We start from the raw sequence: 17,786 nt of genomic DNA on the forward strand, positions 1-17,786 counted from the left end.
GCTTTTATGTATTAATTTCCAGATTTTGTAGTATCAGGCTTCGCAGCAGGTCTATTTCTGTTACCTAGCACCCCTTTAAGTACGTTTTTGGCTTCTTCCACTGCCCGGTCTTTGGTGTCAGCCACTTTACGCTCTGCTTCTCTTTTGGCAGAATCCTGCAGCGCTTCAGCCCTAGATCTTAATTCATTTTTCACACTATCCTCTGCTGCCTTGAATTGTTCTGTAGCTTTAGCTTGAAGATTCTCTCGTTCATTGTTGACTCGAGATCTTAGGGCATTGGTGAGTAATGTCTCTATGGAATTTCCACCAGCCAAGCCAACTCTGGGGTTTCCATATGTCCCACCCAAGGTAATTGCCACAGGAATCAAAGTTGAAGCATTAGCTTCTGTCCCTGCTATAGTAGCCAGTAAATTATTGGCCTGAGCACCAAATCTCCCTGCTGGAACTTGCATATTGAGGAGGTAATTAATACTTCCATCAAAACCTGTACTACCTTGAACGTTGGCTTGATAATCCCATAACCTAAGGTCAACAGGGCTTAGGTTCAATACCCCATTATCAATTTTGACAGGTAAATTTAGGTTTCTAAACTGTAAAGTATTCGTGTCATTTAGCCTTGTGAGATTGGTGACACTTTGTACTAGCGGACTATTTTGATAAGCTGCTTCTAGTACCCGTAAGACGCCCTTACCATCAAGTGACGAAAGTATGGGCATCATGTCTTGACCCAAAAGTCCAGAAAAGTCCATTTTTGTGGAGAATTTACCTGTAAGATGTTGCGCTACAGGGGCAAGGACCTTGACTGTATTCAGCTTATCAAATGCCTCAGCAATGCTTAGGTCTATTACATTGAAGTTGAAGTCAAACTTCGGCGCTGTAATGTCTCTTGGGTCATAGGAACCGTTCATCACCAATTGTCCTCCCAGAGCATTCATCGACGCATCGCTAAAGCTCAATACACCATCTTTAAGTGCCATATTACCTTTCACTTGCTTCAAGTTCAAATTGTCATAAATCACTTCCCCTGCATTCACAGACATGGTGAAGTCTATGTTCTTTGGTAATTCAATAACAGAAAGCTCTGACTCCTCAGCAGCGTCTGATTCTGTTAGCCATTGGTTCACATTGAATTTACTTGACTCTAAGCTAAGCTGCCCTTTTAATGTCTCATTTTCCTTCAATAAATAATTCATGTAATTTGATAGAAATCCAGTAGCTGTCAAGGGACTTTCTCCTACTCGCGAGTCAAACTTCGATAGGTTAATTCTTGCTGGAGTAAAATCTGCCTGTGCTTCATTGATCCTGATACCTTGAGGAAGATCAAGAGAAGTATAATAAAATTTTTCTACTCCTAAACTCCCTTTTGTATCCAGTCTATCGAACCTTTCGAGCTCGACATCTTTATAAGAACCTTTAGAGTTTAAGTCGGCACGAATTTTACCTTCCATGATGGTATTGTCCATGGGGAAGATGGCCATCAATTTCCCAATATCGACAGTCCCTTGAATAGCTCCATCCCATTGAAGTAGCTCAAAATCTCTGATTTGTAGATTACCAGTGATGTCTTCATCTTCAAGTTCAAATTCAAATTTGCTTAAATCAACCAAAAAATCCGTCATCTGACCTGAGTTATTGACAATACTCGCATTTACATTGAGTTTTTCTATCGGTGCAGGGTATTCATTACTTTTGATAAAACCATTGCTAAGCAGCATTTTGGCATTGATAGCTGGTAGCATATTTGCGACAGAATCATAGCGCCCTTTAGCAGTGGCGTTCACATCTAACATACCCTTCAATGCCATTCCTTCTATCGGGAAAATTGAGGTAACTTCCTCTAGGTTCAACTTGCCCACAAGTCTACCATCTATATCATAAGTCACTAGATTTTCTAAAAGCAGATTCCCTGAAATTGGGTTGCTTCCAAAGTTCAGAGAAAATGTCGGAATGTGAACTTTCGTTAGGTCAAGGTTATTGCTCGTATTTACAATTTGCATATCTAGCTGTACATCACTCACTGGACGTGGCAAATCAGGATATTGAAACATACCGTCTACTATCTTAAGACCTATATCAAAGGATGGGAAACTTGTCTCATTCATGACTCCTTTAAAGAACCCCTTGAAGTCCATTGTCCCAGACGTATTCAATCCTGAGAAACTTTCGGTGTATATACCTGGCACTAATGAAAGGATGCTTTTGAAGGTGTTATTTCTTCCTTCAAAATTCAAATCAAAATCAATGTCATCCGAAGGAAGTGCAACATGTCCATAAAGATCAAATAGGAAATCATTCAATTGAAAATCACCATCAGCAAATGCAAATTTCATATTAGCCATATCTACATCTATGGCAGTTTTTCCTTTAAAGTTCTTGTTTTTTAGGTAATTGGTCCCATCAAAAGTGACATCTGCTATCAAGGCTTCCATGGTCACTGGTAATCGGTATTGATCAGCAGTGAAATCGCCCTTTCCTTCGAGCTGGACATTTCCCAAAGCCATGAAGAACCCAGAGCTTCTATCATTATAAATAAAGTCTAAATTGTTAAGCTCTATCAAATCAATATTAATCTGAAAATTACTCTCAGATACTTCTTGAGATTCTGAGGGAATGGCTATATCATAATTTGCTTGACCATCTTCCAAAACCTTAACATAAAGACTTCCCCCATCTAAGTGTACCCCTGTCAATGAAGGGACATCTGAAAATAAAATGGACCAAAGGTTAAAATCTACCTGCATCCTATTCACATGGACTAAGGTGTCATTCTGAAAGGGGGGATTTCCTGTGATACCAAAATCCCTCAAGGTAACACTAATATCAGGAAACCTCCGAAATACACTGAGGCTGATGTTTCTAAAATCATAATGTACTTGTGCATTGACAGATCCTGCTATCTCTCTGTCCACACGTTCCAAGATTTTATCTTTAAAGATAAAAGGTGTAGCCACTAATGCTACGAGTAGAAATGCAAAAATCGCAAGTATAATATAGACTGCCTTTTTCATGTTTTCGAAAATTTAATTTATACTGTTATTCAACGGAAATCAACCATTAGAGATCATGACTCTCAGGCAAGTTTTTGAAGATTTGTTCTAGGAATGGGAAACTCTTCTCAAAAAGTCTTCGAGCTATTCAATATTCCAATGCTGCCGAAGAACTTTCCAAAACTCCTCGTGAACCTTGCCATTACTGGCTAAAATCTCCCTCCCAAAAATGAAATCATCACCTTTTCGAAAGTCAGTCACTTGGCCTCCAGCCTCTTGAACTATCAAAGACCCTGCCGCAACATCATAGGAATTCAAGTTGTACTCAAAATATGCGTCCATCCTTCCACACGCTACATAACATAAGTCTGCCGCAGCGCTACCAAGCCTTCGCAATCCGTGAGATTTCTGCATCAATGATTTGAGTATGGCAAGGTACTCATCAATACTTTCAAAAGCACTGTAAGGAAAGCCTGTCGCTATGAGACACTCTGATAGACTTGGAGCATTGCTTACTTTGATTTTTGTGTCATTACAGTAGGCCCCTTGCCCTTTCAAAGCATAGAAACATTCGTGAAGGTTGATTTCATAGACCACGCCGAGCACTATCTCTTGATCTTTCATCAATCCTATACTTACACAAAATATAGGAATTCCGTGGATAAAATTAGTCGTTCCATCTAGTGGATCTATGATCCATGTATAAGCCTTGGTTTCATCAGATTTTGTACCTTCTTCTGTTATAAAACCTGCCTCAGGTAAAATCTCACTCAACTTGGTTACAATGATTTTTTCAGCTTCTTTATCTACATAAGAAACCATGTCGTTGAGTCCCTTTGACTCAACTTTTGAAATGTCAAAAACTTGACGCTCTCTTCTAATAAATGCTCCCGCTTCTTTTGCTATGCTTTTAGTCTGATCCAAAATCAGGTTCAAATCAATCATAATATCTTTCAAAGTTTAAATAGGTGTAATGTCTTTATTAGTCAAAGCCCCTTTTAGAATTGTAGTGTATCCGCTTTTATACAAGAAGAAGTATTGCATACAAATAATAGATTACTTCGGAATTAGTATCAACTGGTAACTTTTCCGTCTAGGCAGATACAGCCCGCCACATCGGACAGTTATCTATTAATTTCTGGATCTTGAATATCCCAAATTGTGACTTGGTTACTGGCTTCTTTGCGGATATGCATTTGGATTAATAATCATTTGGTTTTGCCTTGTACGGTAAGGACGATTTCTCCTTTGATAGGATGCTCTTCATAATAGCTGATAAGCTCTTCTAAGGTCCCTCTTATATTTTCTTCATATAGCTTGGTCAACTCTCTTGAAACACAAGCCATTCTGTCTGGTCCAAATGCTTCGGAGAACTGCACCAAAGTCTTCATCAATCGGTGTGGGGACTCATAGAATATCATCGTTCTCTCTTCATGAATCAGGTTTTCTATTCGAGTTTTCCTTCCTTTTTTGTGTGGAAGAAACCCCTCAAAAACAAATCTATCGTTGGGTAATCCTGAGTTGACCAGTGCGGGAACGAAAGCCGTAGCACCTGGCAAGCAATTGACCTCTAGGTCAGCTTCCCTAGCAGCTCTTACAAGCAAAAAACCAGGGTCGGAAATGGCAGGTGTACCTGCATCGCTACAAAGTGCCAATACTTCACCTTTCTCCATCCTTTCTACAAGCTTCTCCACCGTCTTATGTTCATTGAATATATGATAGCTTTGAAGAGGTCTTTGAATCTCTAGGTGCTTTAGGAGCTTGCCAGTGGTTCTAGTATCTTCTGCCAAAATAACATCTACAGATCTTAGAACTTCAATTGCCCTCAATGTAATGTCTCCTAGATTACCAATCGGTGTGGGAATCAAATATAGACTAATGTGTTTCTCTTCACTCATATCAGATCGCATCGATCGCTTTTGCTAGTTTATGGTCTTTATCTGTAACTTTATTGCCTTCGTCATGAGTGGTAAGCTCTATAGAAACTTTATTGTATACATTACTCCAATTTGGATGATGACCTTGCATTTCTGCTAAAAATGCTACCCTTGTCATAAATGCAAAAGCCTCTTGAAAATCTTCGAATTCAAAAGTTTTGATCAATTTATTATCTCTTTCTTGCCACATATGCATTTTTAATTTTCTGATTATACGCTTTTTTGCCAGCAACTTCAATTCATTGGCTCAACCGGTTGTTAATGCTCAATATCCATAAGTATCCAATATCAATTTATATCGGAAGTTAGATAAATCGGAATTTTGTAATGTTATTGGCAAAGTTCCGTATATCCATATTGAATTTTAATGTTTATCCACCTCCATCCAGAAGATGTGTTTTTTTTAACTTAATATTACTTACAAATCAGTCCTTGATAGCGACTTATCCTCAAATGGTCAATAAATAAAGACTGGATTCATGATGGAAAATATCCAATAATATCTGACACTTGTATATGCGAGTATGATTCTACTAGCAGAATCTTTAGGGAAATATGTTAGTAGTTATCAATACCACACAAATCACGCCACTACAAGGATATCACTCCTTCAATCTTTGCTGCTCTTTCATATACATCAAGTACTGCGTCGCTTGATCCCATCATAGCTTTTATAGTAGCACTCACATAAGTACCTTTGCTTGAGCTTTTCAATTCCATCTCATTGTTTGGTAGCAATGCCGCCACTTCGTCTTCTTTACCGGCCTGTACGATAAATTTGAACATATATAATGCTGGAAATGTGGTCTGTGCTTCAAGCTTTTCTTTGAAAGCTTCTTTATCGAATGTGTTTTTCATAATTAACCCTAAGTTACCGCTTATAGTCTATTCAACCTGAAAAAATAAAATAAAATTCAGTCACAAAAAAACCCGTGATACTGTCACGGGTTTCTGTCTTATTATTTTCTAATCATTAGAAGAATTTATACCTATAGTCTTTCACATTAGCTAACTCTTCTAAAGCCATCATGATCATGTATGATGTTCTTTGTGAATTGCTTTGGGCAATGGACGCTTGATAACTATTGTAATCTGCTACATCTTTGGCAGGCGTTATGGAATTAAGCTTTGCTACGATTACACCCACATCTTCGGTGATTGGCTTTGTCATATCACCAGCATTTTTCAACCCAAAGATAGCACCGATTGCTTTTGGAGCAAATCCTACACCCGGAAGTACACTCGTTGCTAATGTAAGGTCTGCTGAATTATCCAAAGAAGCATCATCGCCAAATTCTGCTTTGATTTCTTCTAAGGTAGTTTTACCTTTTATTCTATCTGCGATTTTTGCAGCTTTCTTTTCATTTCTAACTTGTACTGTTACTTGTGCTCTAGCTTGATCTAGAGAAGCGGTACCTTCCTCATATCTACCTCTCAATAACGCAACAACATAAGTATTGTCTAATTCGAATACTTGAGAAACTTTACCAACTGATGCCTCATTGAAAGCCCATCGAATGATCTCTCTTGCATTGGTTTGATTATTTAAGTTCCTTGAGAAAGCTCCTATACCATTTGCTTGAAGCACCCTGTATCCTTCTGCTTGCGCATTTGCTTGAAATTCTTTAGCATTAGAAGATTGAGCAGCAAAAGTATCAGCTTTTCTGAAGATATCATTTCTGGTGGCATCGCTTGGGCCTAATTCTAATTCGATAGCTGCAATTTTGAAAGTCTCTCTCTTAGGTAACTCTGTGACATTGATAATATGGAAACCATACTCCGTCTCTACAAGCTTATTGATCAAACCTGTAGATTTGGCACCATACACTGCATCTGCAAACTCGGTTACGAAGTCATCTTTTGCGAACCAGCCTAAGTCTCCACCTCTTTGTGCGGTACCATCTTGTCCATACTGCGTAGCTGCTGTGGCAAAGTTCAATCCTCCTTGGATTTCCTTTAGGATGTTTTCAGCTTGAGACTTCACTTCCGCCTTAGCAGCATCATCCAGACCTTGCGTACCAAAAAGGATATGACTAGCTCTCATTCTTGGAGTGCCTTCATATTTATCTGTGATCTTGTAGGTGATATAAGTAGATCTCGAAGTAATAAATGGCCCATAAGTTTCTCCAGCTTGAATCACATCTACATTGGACGTCAAAGACTCTGGAAGAGCTTCACCTGGTAGGTATGTTCTAAATGGATTTGCTCCTTCAGTATTTCTGATAGCAAAAACTGAATCTGCATCAGAGGATCTAAGCTCTTCTGTCAGCTTCTTAATATCCGCTATGACAGCCGTAGAATCTTCTCCACTTGCGTAAAGGTTGAATACAACATAGTCTAGATCTGCGGCATCGGATACTTTGAACTTGTCTTTGTGCTTGCTGATGTAATTTTTCAACTCTGAATCAGTAACTTCAACATCAGCATCAGGAATCACATAGAATGGAATAAATACGTGATCTACATCAGCAATGGTATTTGCCATCTTATGCTGTAATCTACCTTCAGCTTTGGTTGCATATTCGGAGGTTGAGAGTAGATTATCATACTTGATTCTCAATCTAGCATCTGCAAATAACTTTTCTTGCTGAGCCCAAAAAGCTCGCTGCTCAGGACCAGCAGACTCCAGACTTTGAAGGAAAGCGATCAATTGAGATCTATCGAATTCACCTGTAGTAGGATTTACCAGCTGCTGTCTAAGCTCTGGAATGATGTTTTCACCTTGAACCATGTCTACTAGCTCTTCATCAGAGATTACTAGACCAAGCTCATCATATTGATTTTTGAAAACTCTTTCTACAATTAGAGCCTGCCATGCTTGCTCACGGATGCTATACATTTCGGCTTCGGAAGGAGTTCTTCCAGTATTTTGCTGAAAAGAGAATTTGGTTTCTTCGATTTTCCGAACGTATTCTTCATAAGAAATACTTTCACCTGCAATCTCACCTACCTTGTTTGAACTCCCACCCAAAAGGGTTGAATTCGGACTCAATATATCTCCTCCTACAAGGAAAAATATCAAGCCTACTGCAATTACACCGATTGCAAGACCTGTTCTCTGTCTGATTTTTTTAATTAATGCCATTCTTCTGGTTTTTTGAAGTGCCGCAAAATAATTACATCTAAGGGATAATTCAAAATATTATCGCTCTCAATAAATTACTTCTTGGAAATAGTTGTGAAATTGACCTTGATTTTCAAAGTATCTATGCGATGATCCTGCTTGGACACTACTGTAAATGTGTAGGGACCATAGGTTACGGACTCACCTTTGTTGGGAATATTTTCTGCCAAAGAAATAACCAATCCAGAAAGTGTTTCAAACTCCCCATATGGCAATTCCCAATTGTATTTTTCGTTTAAATAATCAATTTCGTGACGTGCACTCAAAAGATATTCATGATCTGAAACTTTTTGCTCGATAAGATCATCGTGATCATACTCATCTTCGATTTCACCGAATATTTCTTCGATAATATCTTCCATAGAGACTATGCCACTAGTGCCTCCAAACTCATCTACAACCAAAGCCAAACTTTTACGCTCTTGAATAAATTGTATTAGCAGTTCATTGGCAAGAGCAGATTCTGGTACAATGATGATCGGAGTCAAAATATCCGCTATTGTTTTGGGTTTCTTGAATAGCTCAAGCTGATGACAATAGCCTATGACATCATCTATACTTTCTCTATACACTATGATCTTGGAATGACCACTTTCTGCAAAGATTTCCTTGAGCTCAGATATGGGCTCATCGATTTCTACTGCTACAATGTCCGTCCTTGGAACCATACATTCTCTTACTCTTATCGTCTTGAACTCCACGGCATTGTCAAAGATCTTCGTATCCACCTCCATTTTCACATCATCTCCCGACTGCTGAACATTGGTCTGTAGAAAACTATTCAGATCAGTGACCTTAAAAACAGGCTTATCTTCACTATATTCTAATCTTAGCACTTTGGTAATAAAAAACCTCGAAAGCCCAACTACAAACCAAACCACTGGATACATCAAATAGTAAATAATCAAAAATGGTATTGATAAAGCTGAAAGCAAGCTGTTTGGATTCAGCATGAATATGCTCTTGGGAATAAACTCTGCTGTTATCAACACCAAGATAGTTGAGATTATAGTCTGTACTACCATTACAGTAGCTTGATTATCAAAGCCAGCTGGAAGGATATTCTTAATCTGTGGCTCTAGTAAACTTGCCATGAATATACCATAAAGTACCAGTGCAATAGTATTTCCAATCAAAGTGGTCCCAATAAATTGACCTGGCTTTTTTACAAATCTAGCTAAGATTCTTCCAGAAAGATGCCCTTGCTTACTTTGAAGTTCTATCTGAAGCTTGTTAGACGAAATGAAAGCTATCTCACCTCCAGAAAAAAGTGCTGAGAAGACCAGTGTGATCAACACATATGATAAATATTCATATTCCATTATTTCTTCTTTTTGGGCTTCCCTTTTGCCTTCAACTCTTCGTCTTGTATCAACTGTTCGTTTTTTCGATACCTGTACCAAAAGAGCATAGCTACAGCAAGCATAAAAACTGGATATGACAAGGAGATACCCACAGTGATTGTCAAATGTGTTCCGACCACAACCAGGGCTGCTGCCAATGATAAAAGTACAGTATCTTTTAACTTCATCTTATTTAATTTCCTTCACCTGGTATAATTGTCCTACTATCGATGACTGAATAAATCTCATATTCACTAAAAGACTCATCAGCCTCCATACCCGTTCCTTTAATTAAGCGCTGTGGATCTTGAATAGTTACAAATTTCTCTGTATAAATTTTCTTTTTTGTAGGATTCCAAAACAGCTCTTCAGAAGCAAGCTTTTGTTGCTTCTCAAGATTTTCTACTTGTACATCCCCCTCCCCTCTGTATATATCTTCTTTTCTGATATAGTATCCTCTGTCAGCTCTGATGGTGGTGGTCAACTCACCCTCTTTGTTGTAGAAGAATATTTCAATCCCTTCTGGAAACTCATTGTCACCATTGCTAAACTCCAGTTGTTTTTTTGCTTTCAAGTTGATTTTGATCACAGTACTATCAGAATGTGATAGATCTACATCGTAAGCTATGGAAGTAGGGCCTAAATAAGATTCAAGAAAACTGGTATCCTCTTCGCCCCCACAAGCAGTAAGTGCAATGATAATTAAGAAAACAAAAACTGCCTGAATCCTAGTCATGTGACAAATATACATAAAGCATACAAATCAAAAAAGACGGCTAAAAAAGCCGCCTTTTTCAATATCTCAAATTACTGTCGATTTTTTTAATCTCTTGTCGCCAAAGTCACAGTCTCACCTATCCAACAACCCGTGTTGATAGATCCTCCGACTTGCAAACCCTCAGTAAATAGTTCCTCTTTGGAAGGGAATCTAGATTTAGCCTGAGCCATTCCTGAAGAGTCACCAGCTCTTTGATAAGCATTGTACGCTGCAATATATACAGAGTAATCTTTGGCTCTACTTTCTCCACCTTTACAGTCATTGAATGAACCCATATAAAGTTGAGCGATCAATCTCCAAGCATCTTTAGACTTACTCTCGTCTAATTTTGAAGCTTCTAAGGCAGCAGATCTAGCAGCACTCTTTCTATTGGCCTGACCGTGAATTTTAGCCAGATCCATGTAAACATCTGCTTTCTGAGAATCATTTTCCGCCAAAGTCATTGCTTTTTCAAGAATTGGTTGAGCTTTTTCATATTCACCATTCTGCATCAATCTCATACCTCTTACTTGAGAAGTTGAGAATGAAGGATTATTAGTGTCAATGTACTCTAATGCCATGGTAAATGCCTCTGTATTTAGACATTTGTATTGAACAGAGTATTTGAAGATTTGATTTGCTAGAGTTTCATTGCTTCTATCCGCTTTGAACTTTGGCCCTAAAGTCTTCTCAATAAAGTCACAATCAATCAAATCCATAGCTACGATCAATTGGTCTCTAATACCTTCTGCTTGAGACACATCTCCACCATTGGCTTGAGCTTTTTCTACCATGGTGTTTATTTCATCATACTTGTTCACAACTTCTTCTTTGGAATAGGCATTATTCCAAGAGTAATTTCTGTAAATCAAATCATAGTATCCTCCAAGTAAAGATGGCGTACGGAACTCACCATTGACCTCGATCACTCTTTCGAACACCTTGATCGCAGTAGGCACCATAGCTTTATCTCCTCTGTAATAGTTGTAAGCGTAATATGCTTTATTCTCAATCCATGCTTCTTCTCTTCCAAAATTCTTCTCTCTCAATTCAAAGATTGTGATCACAGAATCTTGATAAGCTCTTTTTTGAGCAGCATCACTTGTAGCTGCCTGAGCCCCATTGTATACGTTTACTCCTTTGATATAGATAGACTCATTAAGATTAGGAGCATTTACAAGCAGCCAGTTAAGTGGTTTGGTCGCTTCTACAAATTGTTCAGAATTTAGATAATCTGAGTAAGCTGCATTATACTCTCTTGCTTTTTTTTCCATCTGCTCATCAGATGGCCAATTCCAGCCGTCTTGCGCCTGCGCAAATCCCGCTACCAATAAGGTCACTAATCCGGCTAATACAAATTTAAGTTTCATAGGTGTAATGTTTATTCAAATGTTCGTTTATAAAACCACGTGTTATCGTTGAGAGAAAATCCAAAACTTACGTTGAAATAATTTTCTCTAATGAGACCATTTCCAGTCGATCCTCGAGTACCAACTTTCAAGGCCACGTTCACCAATGACAGAGAGTTTACTGGTATCGATCCTCCAAAATTAATGCCAATATCTGTGATCTGTGATTGATTAACTATATAAGGAGTTTGAATGTATTCTATCCCTGTCCTATAAGTTCCTCTTTTGAAAATATTGTCCATCGAGAATACATCTGGAGTAAATTGAGCCCCTAAGCCTATTTTAAAACTTTCTCCTAATTCCCCTAACTCTCCAGCAAAATTCCTGTATTGGCTGAAGTCCTGGAACTGTGCTTCTAGTCCTACGACAAATTTATTGATTTTTTCAAAAGACACACCATATCCCATTCTGTTTGGCAGAAATATAGTTCCTGGATCATTATTATTGATAATATCTCCAGGAGAGTCAGGACTGCTAGCTTCGCCCAAATCTGCAACTTTGGCAAACTGTTTTCCTTTAACGTCTCCAAATGCATGATAAAAGGCTCCCAAATGAATATTGCTTTGCTTACCTGCTTTGAAAAAATAGTGCGCTCCAGCCTTGAAAGATATGTCTGAGACTGTTAATCTTTCATAATATTCAGAAGTAGCTCCCACACGTGAATTGGCTGTATCCAATAGAGTAAGCTGATTGGTTCTTATCGTCGATCCAAACAAATACGAACCATGAAGGCCTAAACTTAAATTCTTCGCCACTACATATCCAGCGGATATATAACCCTCGGTGATACCTCCATCTCCTTTGATCTGATTGATCGCTGTCAAGTCTGAGTTGGCTACTTCGCTATTTACGATGATATTGTAGTTTACACTAGATAATTGATTGATGCCCATGCCCATTGTGAATTTGTTGGGCTTGAATGGAAGCGACATAGCCAGATAAGATAATCCTCCACTCGATAGCGTTTCATTTTCTGAACTACTCGAAGCATCTATAGATCTGTAATTTAGTGCAGCTTGAAAGTTAAATGCAGTGTTTCTTGTAGAAAGTGCAGGATTTACATTGTTGATAGCATAACCAGTACCATAACTGACTCCAAGTCCTCCCATGGCTTGATTATGCGTAAGTCCACCGTAATTGAATTCACCTAGACCTAAGGCACTATAAGTAGAAGCACTTGTCTGGGAAAAAGCGTTGGAAAATATGAAAAAGACACCTATAGTGCCGAGTAATCGCAGTCTATTTTTTATTGACATTGTATGTTAATATTCTATCCAATCCGTATAGTACCAAATTGGGGATTACAAATATGTGGTCTTTTGTTAAAGTTTCAAAGTAAATTGAGTCTCCTCCGCAAATAATGACCTTTAAATCTTGATGTTGCTGCTTTAATGCCTCCACATAACCTTCGATTTCAAATCGAATACCGTGATAAACTCCGCTTTGCATGCACCCTTTGGTATGTTTTCCAATCAATTGTATTTGATCCAAACTAGGCAAATCTACCAAAGGTAGACGAGCGGTTTGCTGGTGCATTGCCCGAAACCTCATGGTCAACCCAGGTGATATGCTCCCACCTTGATACTTATCCTGAGCGTCCAAGAAGTCAAATGTGATACATGTTCCTAAATCTATTGTTAACAAATTCCCAAATGAAAATCTCCCTCTAGCTCCTATCACTGCTGCTTTTCTGTCTACTCCTAAGGTATCTGGTGATTCATAGCCATTGGTGATTGGTACAGGTGTATTTTTTGTCAAGTACAAATATTCAAACCCCAATACTCTCTTGAGCTGTTCATCATCATGATTTACGGAACTTATTAAGCATGCATCAAAAGATAGCTGACTTGCATAGAAGGCTAATTCCTCCAACCTTTCAAAATTTCGGATCTCTGTGACATCATCTTGCTCAAAGACCGCTGATTTGATTCTAGAATTACCAATATCTACAATTAATCTTCTCACATTGAAACTTTGACTGTTTTTATGATCGTCTATTCCTACTGTTCCTGGGTTTTTCATTAACAACTCGGCTAAATTAGTCATTTTCGAAGCAGACATGTTTTGAAAAGAATATTTTTAACTTTATGCCTAGATATTTAACATAAATTAACCAAGCCCATGTCGCAAACTTATCATATCATCGGACTTATGTCGGGCACATCATGCGATGGACTTGATATTGCCTATAGTACATTTACTTATACTGATGAGTGGAGTTTTGAAATCAAAAAAGCAAATACTGTGTCTTTTCCAATAGACTTGGAGGATAGATTGAAAACAGCTCACCTCATGTCTGGCCTAGACTTGCACCTATTAGATGTTGAGTTTGGAAAGTGGATGGGATATCAAGTGAAAAGCTTCATTAGCAATCACCAAATCAAAGTGGATGCCATAGCTTCTCATGGTCATACTATTTTTCATCAACCAAAACATCAACTTACTCTTCAGATCGGAAATGCTTGGGCACTGCATGTCGCATGTGGCACACCCGTGATCAATGATTTTCGAATGCTCGATGTGCAGCTAGGAGGTCAAGGTGCTCCCTTGGTGCCAATAGGTGATCAGATGCTTTTTCCTTCCTATGCATTTTGTCTCAATCTAGGAGGCATCGCCAATATCAGCATGGATATAGATGACAAAAGGAAAGCCTTTGACATATGTCCTTTTAATCTTCTCCTAAACCACTATGCCAATAAGCTTGATCTACCGTATGATGATGGTGGGAAAATTGCAAGATCTGGAACTCTGATTCCAGGTCTACTTGCTGAACTCAATGAGCTACCCTACTATCAAAATCAAGAGGCCAAATCTCTCGGCCGTGAAGACCTCGAAATATATTTTGAAATATTAGCGCAATTTGAACAATATAAGATTGAAGACAAACTTCATACCTTGGTAGCTCACTATGTATATCAGGTAAAGAAATCTATTGCCACACCATCGGGCCATATGCTTGTCACTGGAGGAGGAGCTTTCAATAAGTACTTTATGGAGACTTTGAGAAATGCTTTTGAAGGACAAATCCACATCTCTGACGCTAAGCCTATCCTTATAAACTTCAAAGAAGCTTTGCTATTTGCCTTTCTGGGAGTGCTACGTCTCAGAAATGAAGCAAATTGTCTAGCTTCAGTGACTGGAGCTATTAGAGATAACTGTGGAGGTATGATAGTAGGTATGTGAAAAAGCAGAGAGAGATCGATCTTAAAAATTTCATATTCAAACATAAGCCCTACTTATCTCCCAAATATTCCTATTTTTGTTAGCATAAAAACCCAAATAATAGAGATATGAAAGAATTACTCAAGAGGTTTGAGAACAAGCAACCTGAGATTGTATTTGAATGGAATGACAGTGAAACAGAGGCTGAAGGCTGGGTAGTAATCAACTCCCTGAGAGGTGGTGCAGCGGGAGGAGGTACTAGGATGCGAAAAGGGCTTGATAAAAGAGAAGTAGAATCGCTTGCCAAAACAATGGAAGTAAAATTCACTGTATCAGGTCCCGAAATAGGAGGCGCCAAGTCAGGCATCAACTTTGACCCAAACGACCCTAGAAAACCAGAAGTACTCAAGCGCTGGTACGCAGCTGTGATGCCACTATTGAAGAATTACTATGGCACTGGTGGAGACTTAAATGTAGATGAAATTCACGAAGTCATCCCCATCACCGAATCTTACGGCTTGTGGCATCCACAAGAAGGTGTGGTCAATGGGCACTTTCATGCCTCAGAGCCACAGAAAATCAGAAAAATCGGTCAGCTACGCCAAGGAGTATCTAAGGTATTGGAAGATCCTCACTATACTCCAAACGGACCCAAAAAATACACGGTGGCAGATATGATCACTGGCTTCGGGGTGGCTGAAGCTGTAAGACACTACTACAAAATCTGGGGAGGTCAGCTCAAAGGTAAAAGGGCTGTAATCCAAGGATGGGGAAATGTAGGTGCTGCTGCGGCTTGTTTTCTAGCAGTGGAAGGAGTGAAAATCGTCGGAATCATTGATAGAGATGGGGGGTTGATCAATCAAGAAGGCTTTTCACTTGATCAGATTCGAGAGCTTTTTATTAGCAGACAGGGAAATAAACTAGTATCTCCTGACATGATTCCATTTGAAGAAATAAATTCAAAAATTTGGGATTTGGAATCAGAGATTTTTATACCAGCGGCCGCTTCTAGGCTAATCACGAAAGATCAAGCTGAGCGAATGGTAAATGCAGGCCTGGAGGTCATTTCTTGTGGAGCCAATGTCCCTTTTGCAGATCCAGAGATTTTCTTTGGCCCTACTGGCTTGTGGACGGATGAACAGGTCTCCGTGATCCCAGACTTTATTGCAAACTGTGGTATGGCTAGGGTATTTGCTTACTTAATGTCGGATACTGCCGAACTCACTGATGACGCTATTTTCAAAGATGTCAGCAAAACCATCTCTAAGGCAATGAAAAAAACGCATGCTGTCAATCCATCAAAAACAAAGATAGCTCAAGCATCATTTGAAATTGCGCTTGGGCAACTTGTATAATAATTTCACCAATCATCAGCCAGTAGACAAAGATCAAAATTATTTGCTACTGGCTGAATTGATTTCACTAGTGGTTTTCATTCAAAATAAGTAGTTTAGCAGAACCGTATCTCATAAAAAACATAACCAAAAGAGATTTAAAAAAGCTGAAAACTAGGCTAATCTTTCGATTTACCCTTTAATATTATTTGAATGAAGAATTTTATTTCGGCAATTTTCCTATTTACAGGAATTATATTTGCCATACCTTTTTCAGAGGCTCAGACCCATTCCAGTTCTCAAACTGAGCAAAAAGATAGCGTAGATGCTGATGATCCAATCACAAGTGTGGCCGCTCACATACACGATGATGTGCATGATGATCATCATGACGCTCCGATCTGGTTAGTTATTCCATTTGTGATGTTACTATTGATGATAGCCACTGGTCCATTATTTTATGAGCATTTTTGGCATCACAATTATCCAAAAGTTGCCGTAGGTTTGGCCTTGATAGTAGTCTGTTATTATCTTTTTGTCTTAGGCAACTCTCACGGACCTGTGCATGCACTTGCCGAATATGTGCAGTTTATAGCGCTATTGGCCTCTCTTTATATAGCGTCTGGAGGAATTCTCATTGAAATAGATAAGGAATCAACCCCCTTAGCCAATGTGAGCTTGTTGCTCATTGGTGCAGTGATCTCCAATTTGATTGGAACTACAGGAGCATCCATGCTATTGATCCGACCATTTATCCGACTCAATAGAGGAAATATTCAGGCTTATCACATTATATTCTTCATCTTTATGGTGAGTAATATTGGAGGTTCATTGACTCCGATTGGCGATCCTCCATTATTTCTTGGATTTTTGAAAGGCATTCCATTTTTCTGGACATTGGAGCACAATTGGCCTGCATGGATCTTGGCTTTAGCAATACTGGCCATTATTTTCTACATTATAGATAGAAAGTATGGAAAATCTCAAGATGAGGAAATTGAAGAAGTCGTATATACTAACAAGTTTGGATTGATTGGAGCAAAGAATTTTGGTTGGCTGGCGATAGTCATAGGGTCAGTGTTTCTGGATCCTAATGTAATCGATTGGGTTCCAGCTATTCGTTACGATGGACAAAAATTCTCCTTCTTGAGGGAAATTATCATGCTTTCTGTGGCCTATTTCTCTTATCGATTTGCAGATCAAAAAGCGATAAAAGGCAATGAGTTTAACTTTGAACCAATCAGAGAAGTGGCTTTTATCTTCATTGGGATCTTTGGCACCATGATGCCTGCATTAGAATTGGTAGGGAATTTCGCCAAATCCCCCGAAGGCGCAGCCCTCATTACGCACAACACATTATATTGGGGAACAGGTCTCCTCTCTGGCTTTCTGGACAATGCGCCTACCTATTTGAACTTTCTGGCAGCCGCTATGGCTTCCCAAGGAGCAGAGATTAGCAATGTAGCGATGGTAAAAACATTCGCAATGGATGGTTATCATGATTCAGCATTTGAATTGATGGCCATTTCTATAGCTGCTGTATTCTTTGGAGCCATGACTTATATCGGAAATGGACCTAACTTCATGGTAAAATCTATTGCAGAGCAAAGCGGTATCAAAATGCCTTCCTTCTTTGGCTATATCATCAGGTTTTCAATACCGATACTGCTACCGATCTTATTCATCACTTGGTTAGTGTTTTTTGCATTTGTATAAATCTTTCCTTGAAAAAG

15 protein-coding genes are annotated in these 17,786 nt (G+C 38.8%); 3 read left to right on the plus strand and 12 right to left on the minus strand.

Annotated elements, in window-relative coordinates; genetic code table 11:
- Nucleotides 1–11: 11 nt before the first annotated feature.
- The 12 genes from MM214_RS06030 to MM214_RS06085 all read right to left on the minus strand — a co-directional run bounded on the left by MM214_RS06030 (nucleotide 12) and on the right by MM214_RS06085 (nucleotide 13,618).
- The gene (locus MM214_RS06030) at nucleotides 12–3,008 is read right to left on the minus strand and encodes an AsmA family protein (protein ID WP_241293189.1); all 2,997 of its coding nucleotides are present in this window, start codon (nucleotides 3,006–3,008) and stop codon (nucleotides 12–14) included.
- Nucleotides 3,009–3,131: 123 nt separating this feature from the next.
- Nucleotides 3,132–3,932: an inositol monophosphatase family protein gene (locus MM214_RS06035; protein ID WP_241293311.1), complete on the minus strand. Its 801-nt coding sequence runs from the start codon at nucleotides 3,930–3,932 to the stop codon at nucleotides 3,132–3,134.
- A 263-nt stretch (nucleotides 3,933–4,195) separates the two neighbouring features.
- Entirely contained in the window at nucleotides 4,196–4,885 is a 690-nt protein-coding gene (rsmI, locus tag MM214_RS06040) for a 16S rRNA (cytidine(1402)-2'-O)-methyltransferase (RefSeq protein ID WP_241293193.1), read from the minus strand.
- Nucleotide 4,886: 1 nt separating this feature from the next.
- Nucleotides 4,887–5,114, minus strand: coding sequence for a 4a-hydroxytetrahydrobiopterin dehydratase (locus tag MM214_RS06045; RefSeq protein WP_241293196.1), 228 nt, complete (start codon nucleotides 5,112–5,114; stop codon nucleotides 4,887–4,889).
- A gap of 401 nt (nucleotides 5,115–5,515) precedes the next feature.
- Nucleotides 5,516–5,782: a DUF493 family protein gene (locus MM214_RS06050; RefSeq protein WP_241293199.1), complete on the minus strand. Its 267-nt coding sequence runs from the start codon at nucleotides 5,780–5,782 to the stop codon at nucleotides 5,516–5,518.
- Between the two features lie 115 nt (nucleotides 5,783–5,897).
- A complete protein-coding gene (locus MM214_RS06055; RefSeq protein ID WP_241293202.1) occupies nucleotides 5,898–8,009 on the minus strand; it encodes a peptidylprolyl isomerase in 2,112 nt (703 codons plus the stop codon).
- Nucleotides 8,010–8,083: 74 nt separating this feature from the next.
- A complete protein-coding gene (locus MM214_RS06060) occupies nucleotides 8,084–9,370 on the minus strand; it encodes a hemolysin family protein (RefSeq protein ID WP_241293205.1) in 1,287 nt (428 codons plus the stop codon).
- Complete coding sequence (locus MM214_RS06065) at nucleotides 9,370–9,579, minus strand: hypothetical protein (protein ID WP_241293208.1); 210 nt, start codon at nucleotides 9,577–9,579, stop codon at nucleotides 9,370–9,372. The genes MM214_RS06060 and MM214_RS06065 overlap by 1 nt, the downstream gene beginning before the upstream one ends.
- A 5-nt stretch (nucleotides 9,580–9,584) precedes the next feature.
- Nucleotides 9,585–10,127 carry an LPS export ABC transporter periplasmic protein LptC gene (lptC, locus tag MM214_RS06070; protein WP_241293211.1) on the minus strand — a complete coding sequence of 181 codons (543 nt, stop codon included), beginning with the start codon at nucleotides 10,125–10,127 and terminating at the stop codon, nucleotides 9,585–9,587.
- 86 nt (nucleotides 10,128–10,213) lie between these two features.
- Entirely contained in the window at nucleotides 10,214–11,518 is a 1,305-nt protein-coding gene (locus MM214_RS06075) for a tetratricopeptide repeat protein (protein WP_241293215.1), read from the minus strand.
- 11 nt (nucleotides 11,519–11,529) lie between these two features.
- Entirely contained in the window at nucleotides 11,530–12,813 is a 1,284-nt protein-coding gene (locus MM214_RS06080) for a hypothetical protein (RefSeq protein ID WP_241293218.1), read from the minus strand.
- A complete protein-coding gene (locus MM214_RS06085; RefSeq protein WP_262916589.1) occupies nucleotides 12,797–13,618 on the minus strand; it encodes a type III pantothenate kinase in 822 nt (273 codons plus the stop codon). The genes MM214_RS06080 and MM214_RS06085 overlap by 17 nt, the downstream gene beginning before the upstream one ends.
- 60 nt (nucleotides 13,619–13,678) lie before the next feature.
- On the opposite strand from MM214_RS06085, the gene MM214_RS06090 reads away from it, so the two are divergent.
- The 3 genes from MM214_RS06090 (at nucleotide 13,679) to MM214_RS06100 (ending at nucleotide 17,769) form a co-directional block, all read left to right on the plus strand.
- Nucleotides 13,679–14,740, plus strand: coding sequence for an anhydro-N-acetylmuramic acid kinase (locus tag MM214_RS06090; RefSeq protein WP_241293220.1), 1,062 nt, complete (start codon nucleotides 13,679–13,681; stop codon nucleotides 14,738–14,740).
- A 107-nt stretch (nucleotides 14,741–14,847) separates the two neighbouring features.
- Complete coding sequence (locus MM214_RS06095; protein ID WP_241293222.1) at nucleotides 14,848–16,074, plus strand: Glu/Leu/Phe/Val dehydrogenase dimerization domain-containing protein; 1,227 nt, start codon at nucleotides 14,848–14,850, stop codon at nucleotides 16,072–16,074.
- Between the two features lie 192 nt (nucleotides 16,075–16,266).
- Nucleotides 16,267–17,769: a sodium:proton antiporter gene (locus MM214_RS06100; protein ID WP_241293225.1), complete on the plus strand. Its 1,503-nt coding sequence runs from the start codon at nucleotides 16,267–16,269 to the stop codon at nucleotides 17,767–17,769.
- Nucleotides 17,770–17,786: the final 17 nt, after the last annotated feature.

The sequence above is a fragment of the Belliella kenyensis genome (assembly GCF_022549675.1).
In the GTDB taxonomy this organism is placed as follows: domain Bacteria; phylum Bacteroidota; class Bacteroidia; order Cytophagales; family Cyclobacteriaceae; genus Belliella; species Belliella kenyensis.

What these genes read in the sequence shown, in the direction of transcription:
- MM214_RS06030 (WP_241293189.1), bottom strand. Translation starts at nt 3,008, where the DNA reads ATGAAAAAGGCAGTCTATATTATACTTGCGATTTTTGCATTTCTACTC.
- MM214_RS06100 (WP_241293225.1), top strand. Translation starts at nt 16,267, where the DNA reads ATGAAGAATTTTATTTCGGCAATTTTCCTATTTACAGGAATTATATTT.
- MM214_RS06035 (WP_241293311.1), bottom strand. Translation starts at nt 3,932, where the DNA reads ATGATTGATTTGAACCTGATTTTGGATCAGACTAAAAGCATAGCAAAA.
- lptC (WP_241293211.1), bottom strand. Translation starts at nt 10,127, where the DNA reads ATGACTAGGATTCAGGCAGTTTTTGTTTTCTTAATTATCATTGCACTT.
- MM214_RS06060 (WP_241293205.1), bottom strand. Translation starts at nt 9,370, where the DNA reads ATGGAATATGAATATTTATCATATGTGTTGATCACACTGGTCTTCTCA.
- MM214_RS06055 (WP_241293202.1), bottom strand. Translation starts at nt 8,009, where the DNA reads ATGGCATTAATTAAAAAAATCAGACAGAGAACAGGTCTTGCAATCGGT.
- MM214_RS06090 (WP_241293220.1), top strand. Translation starts at nt 13,679, where the DNA reads ATGTCGCAAACTTATCATATCATCGGACTTATGTCGGGCACATCATGC.
- MM214_RS06075 (WP_241293215.1), bottom strand. Translation starts at nt 11,518, where the DNA reads ATGAAACTTAAATTTGTATTAGCCGGATTAGTGACCTTATTGGTAGCG.
- MM214_RS06050 (WP_241293199.1), bottom strand. Translation starts at nt 5,782, where the DNA reads ATGAAAAACACATTCGATAAAGAAGCTTTCAAAGAAAAGCTTGAAGCA.
- rsmI (WP_241293193.1), bottom strand. Translation starts at nt 4,885, where the DNA reads ATGAGTGAAGAGAAACACATTAGTCTATATTTGATTCCCACACCGATT.
- MM214_RS06085 (WP_262916589.1), bottom strand. Translation starts at nt 13,618, where the DNA reads ATGTCTGCTTCGAAAATGACTAATTTAGCCGAGTTGTTAATGAAAAAC.
- MM214_RS06065 (WP_241293208.1), bottom strand. Translation starts at nt 9,579, where the DNA reads ATGAAGTTAAAAGATACTGTACTTTTATCATTGGCAGCAGCCCTGGTT.
- MM214_RS06095 (WP_241293222.1), top strand. Translation starts at nt 14,848, where the DNA reads ATGAAAGAATTACTCAAGAGGTTTGAGAACAAGCAACCTGAGATTGTA.
- MM214_RS06045 (WP_241293196.1), bottom strand. Translation starts at nt 5,114, where the DNA reads ATGTGGCAAGAAAGAGATAATAAATTGATCAAAACTTTTGAATTCGAA.
- MM214_RS06080 (WP_241293218.1), bottom strand. Translation starts at nt 12,813, where the DNA reads ATGTCAATAAAAAATAGACTGCGATTACTCGGCACTATAGGTGTCTTT.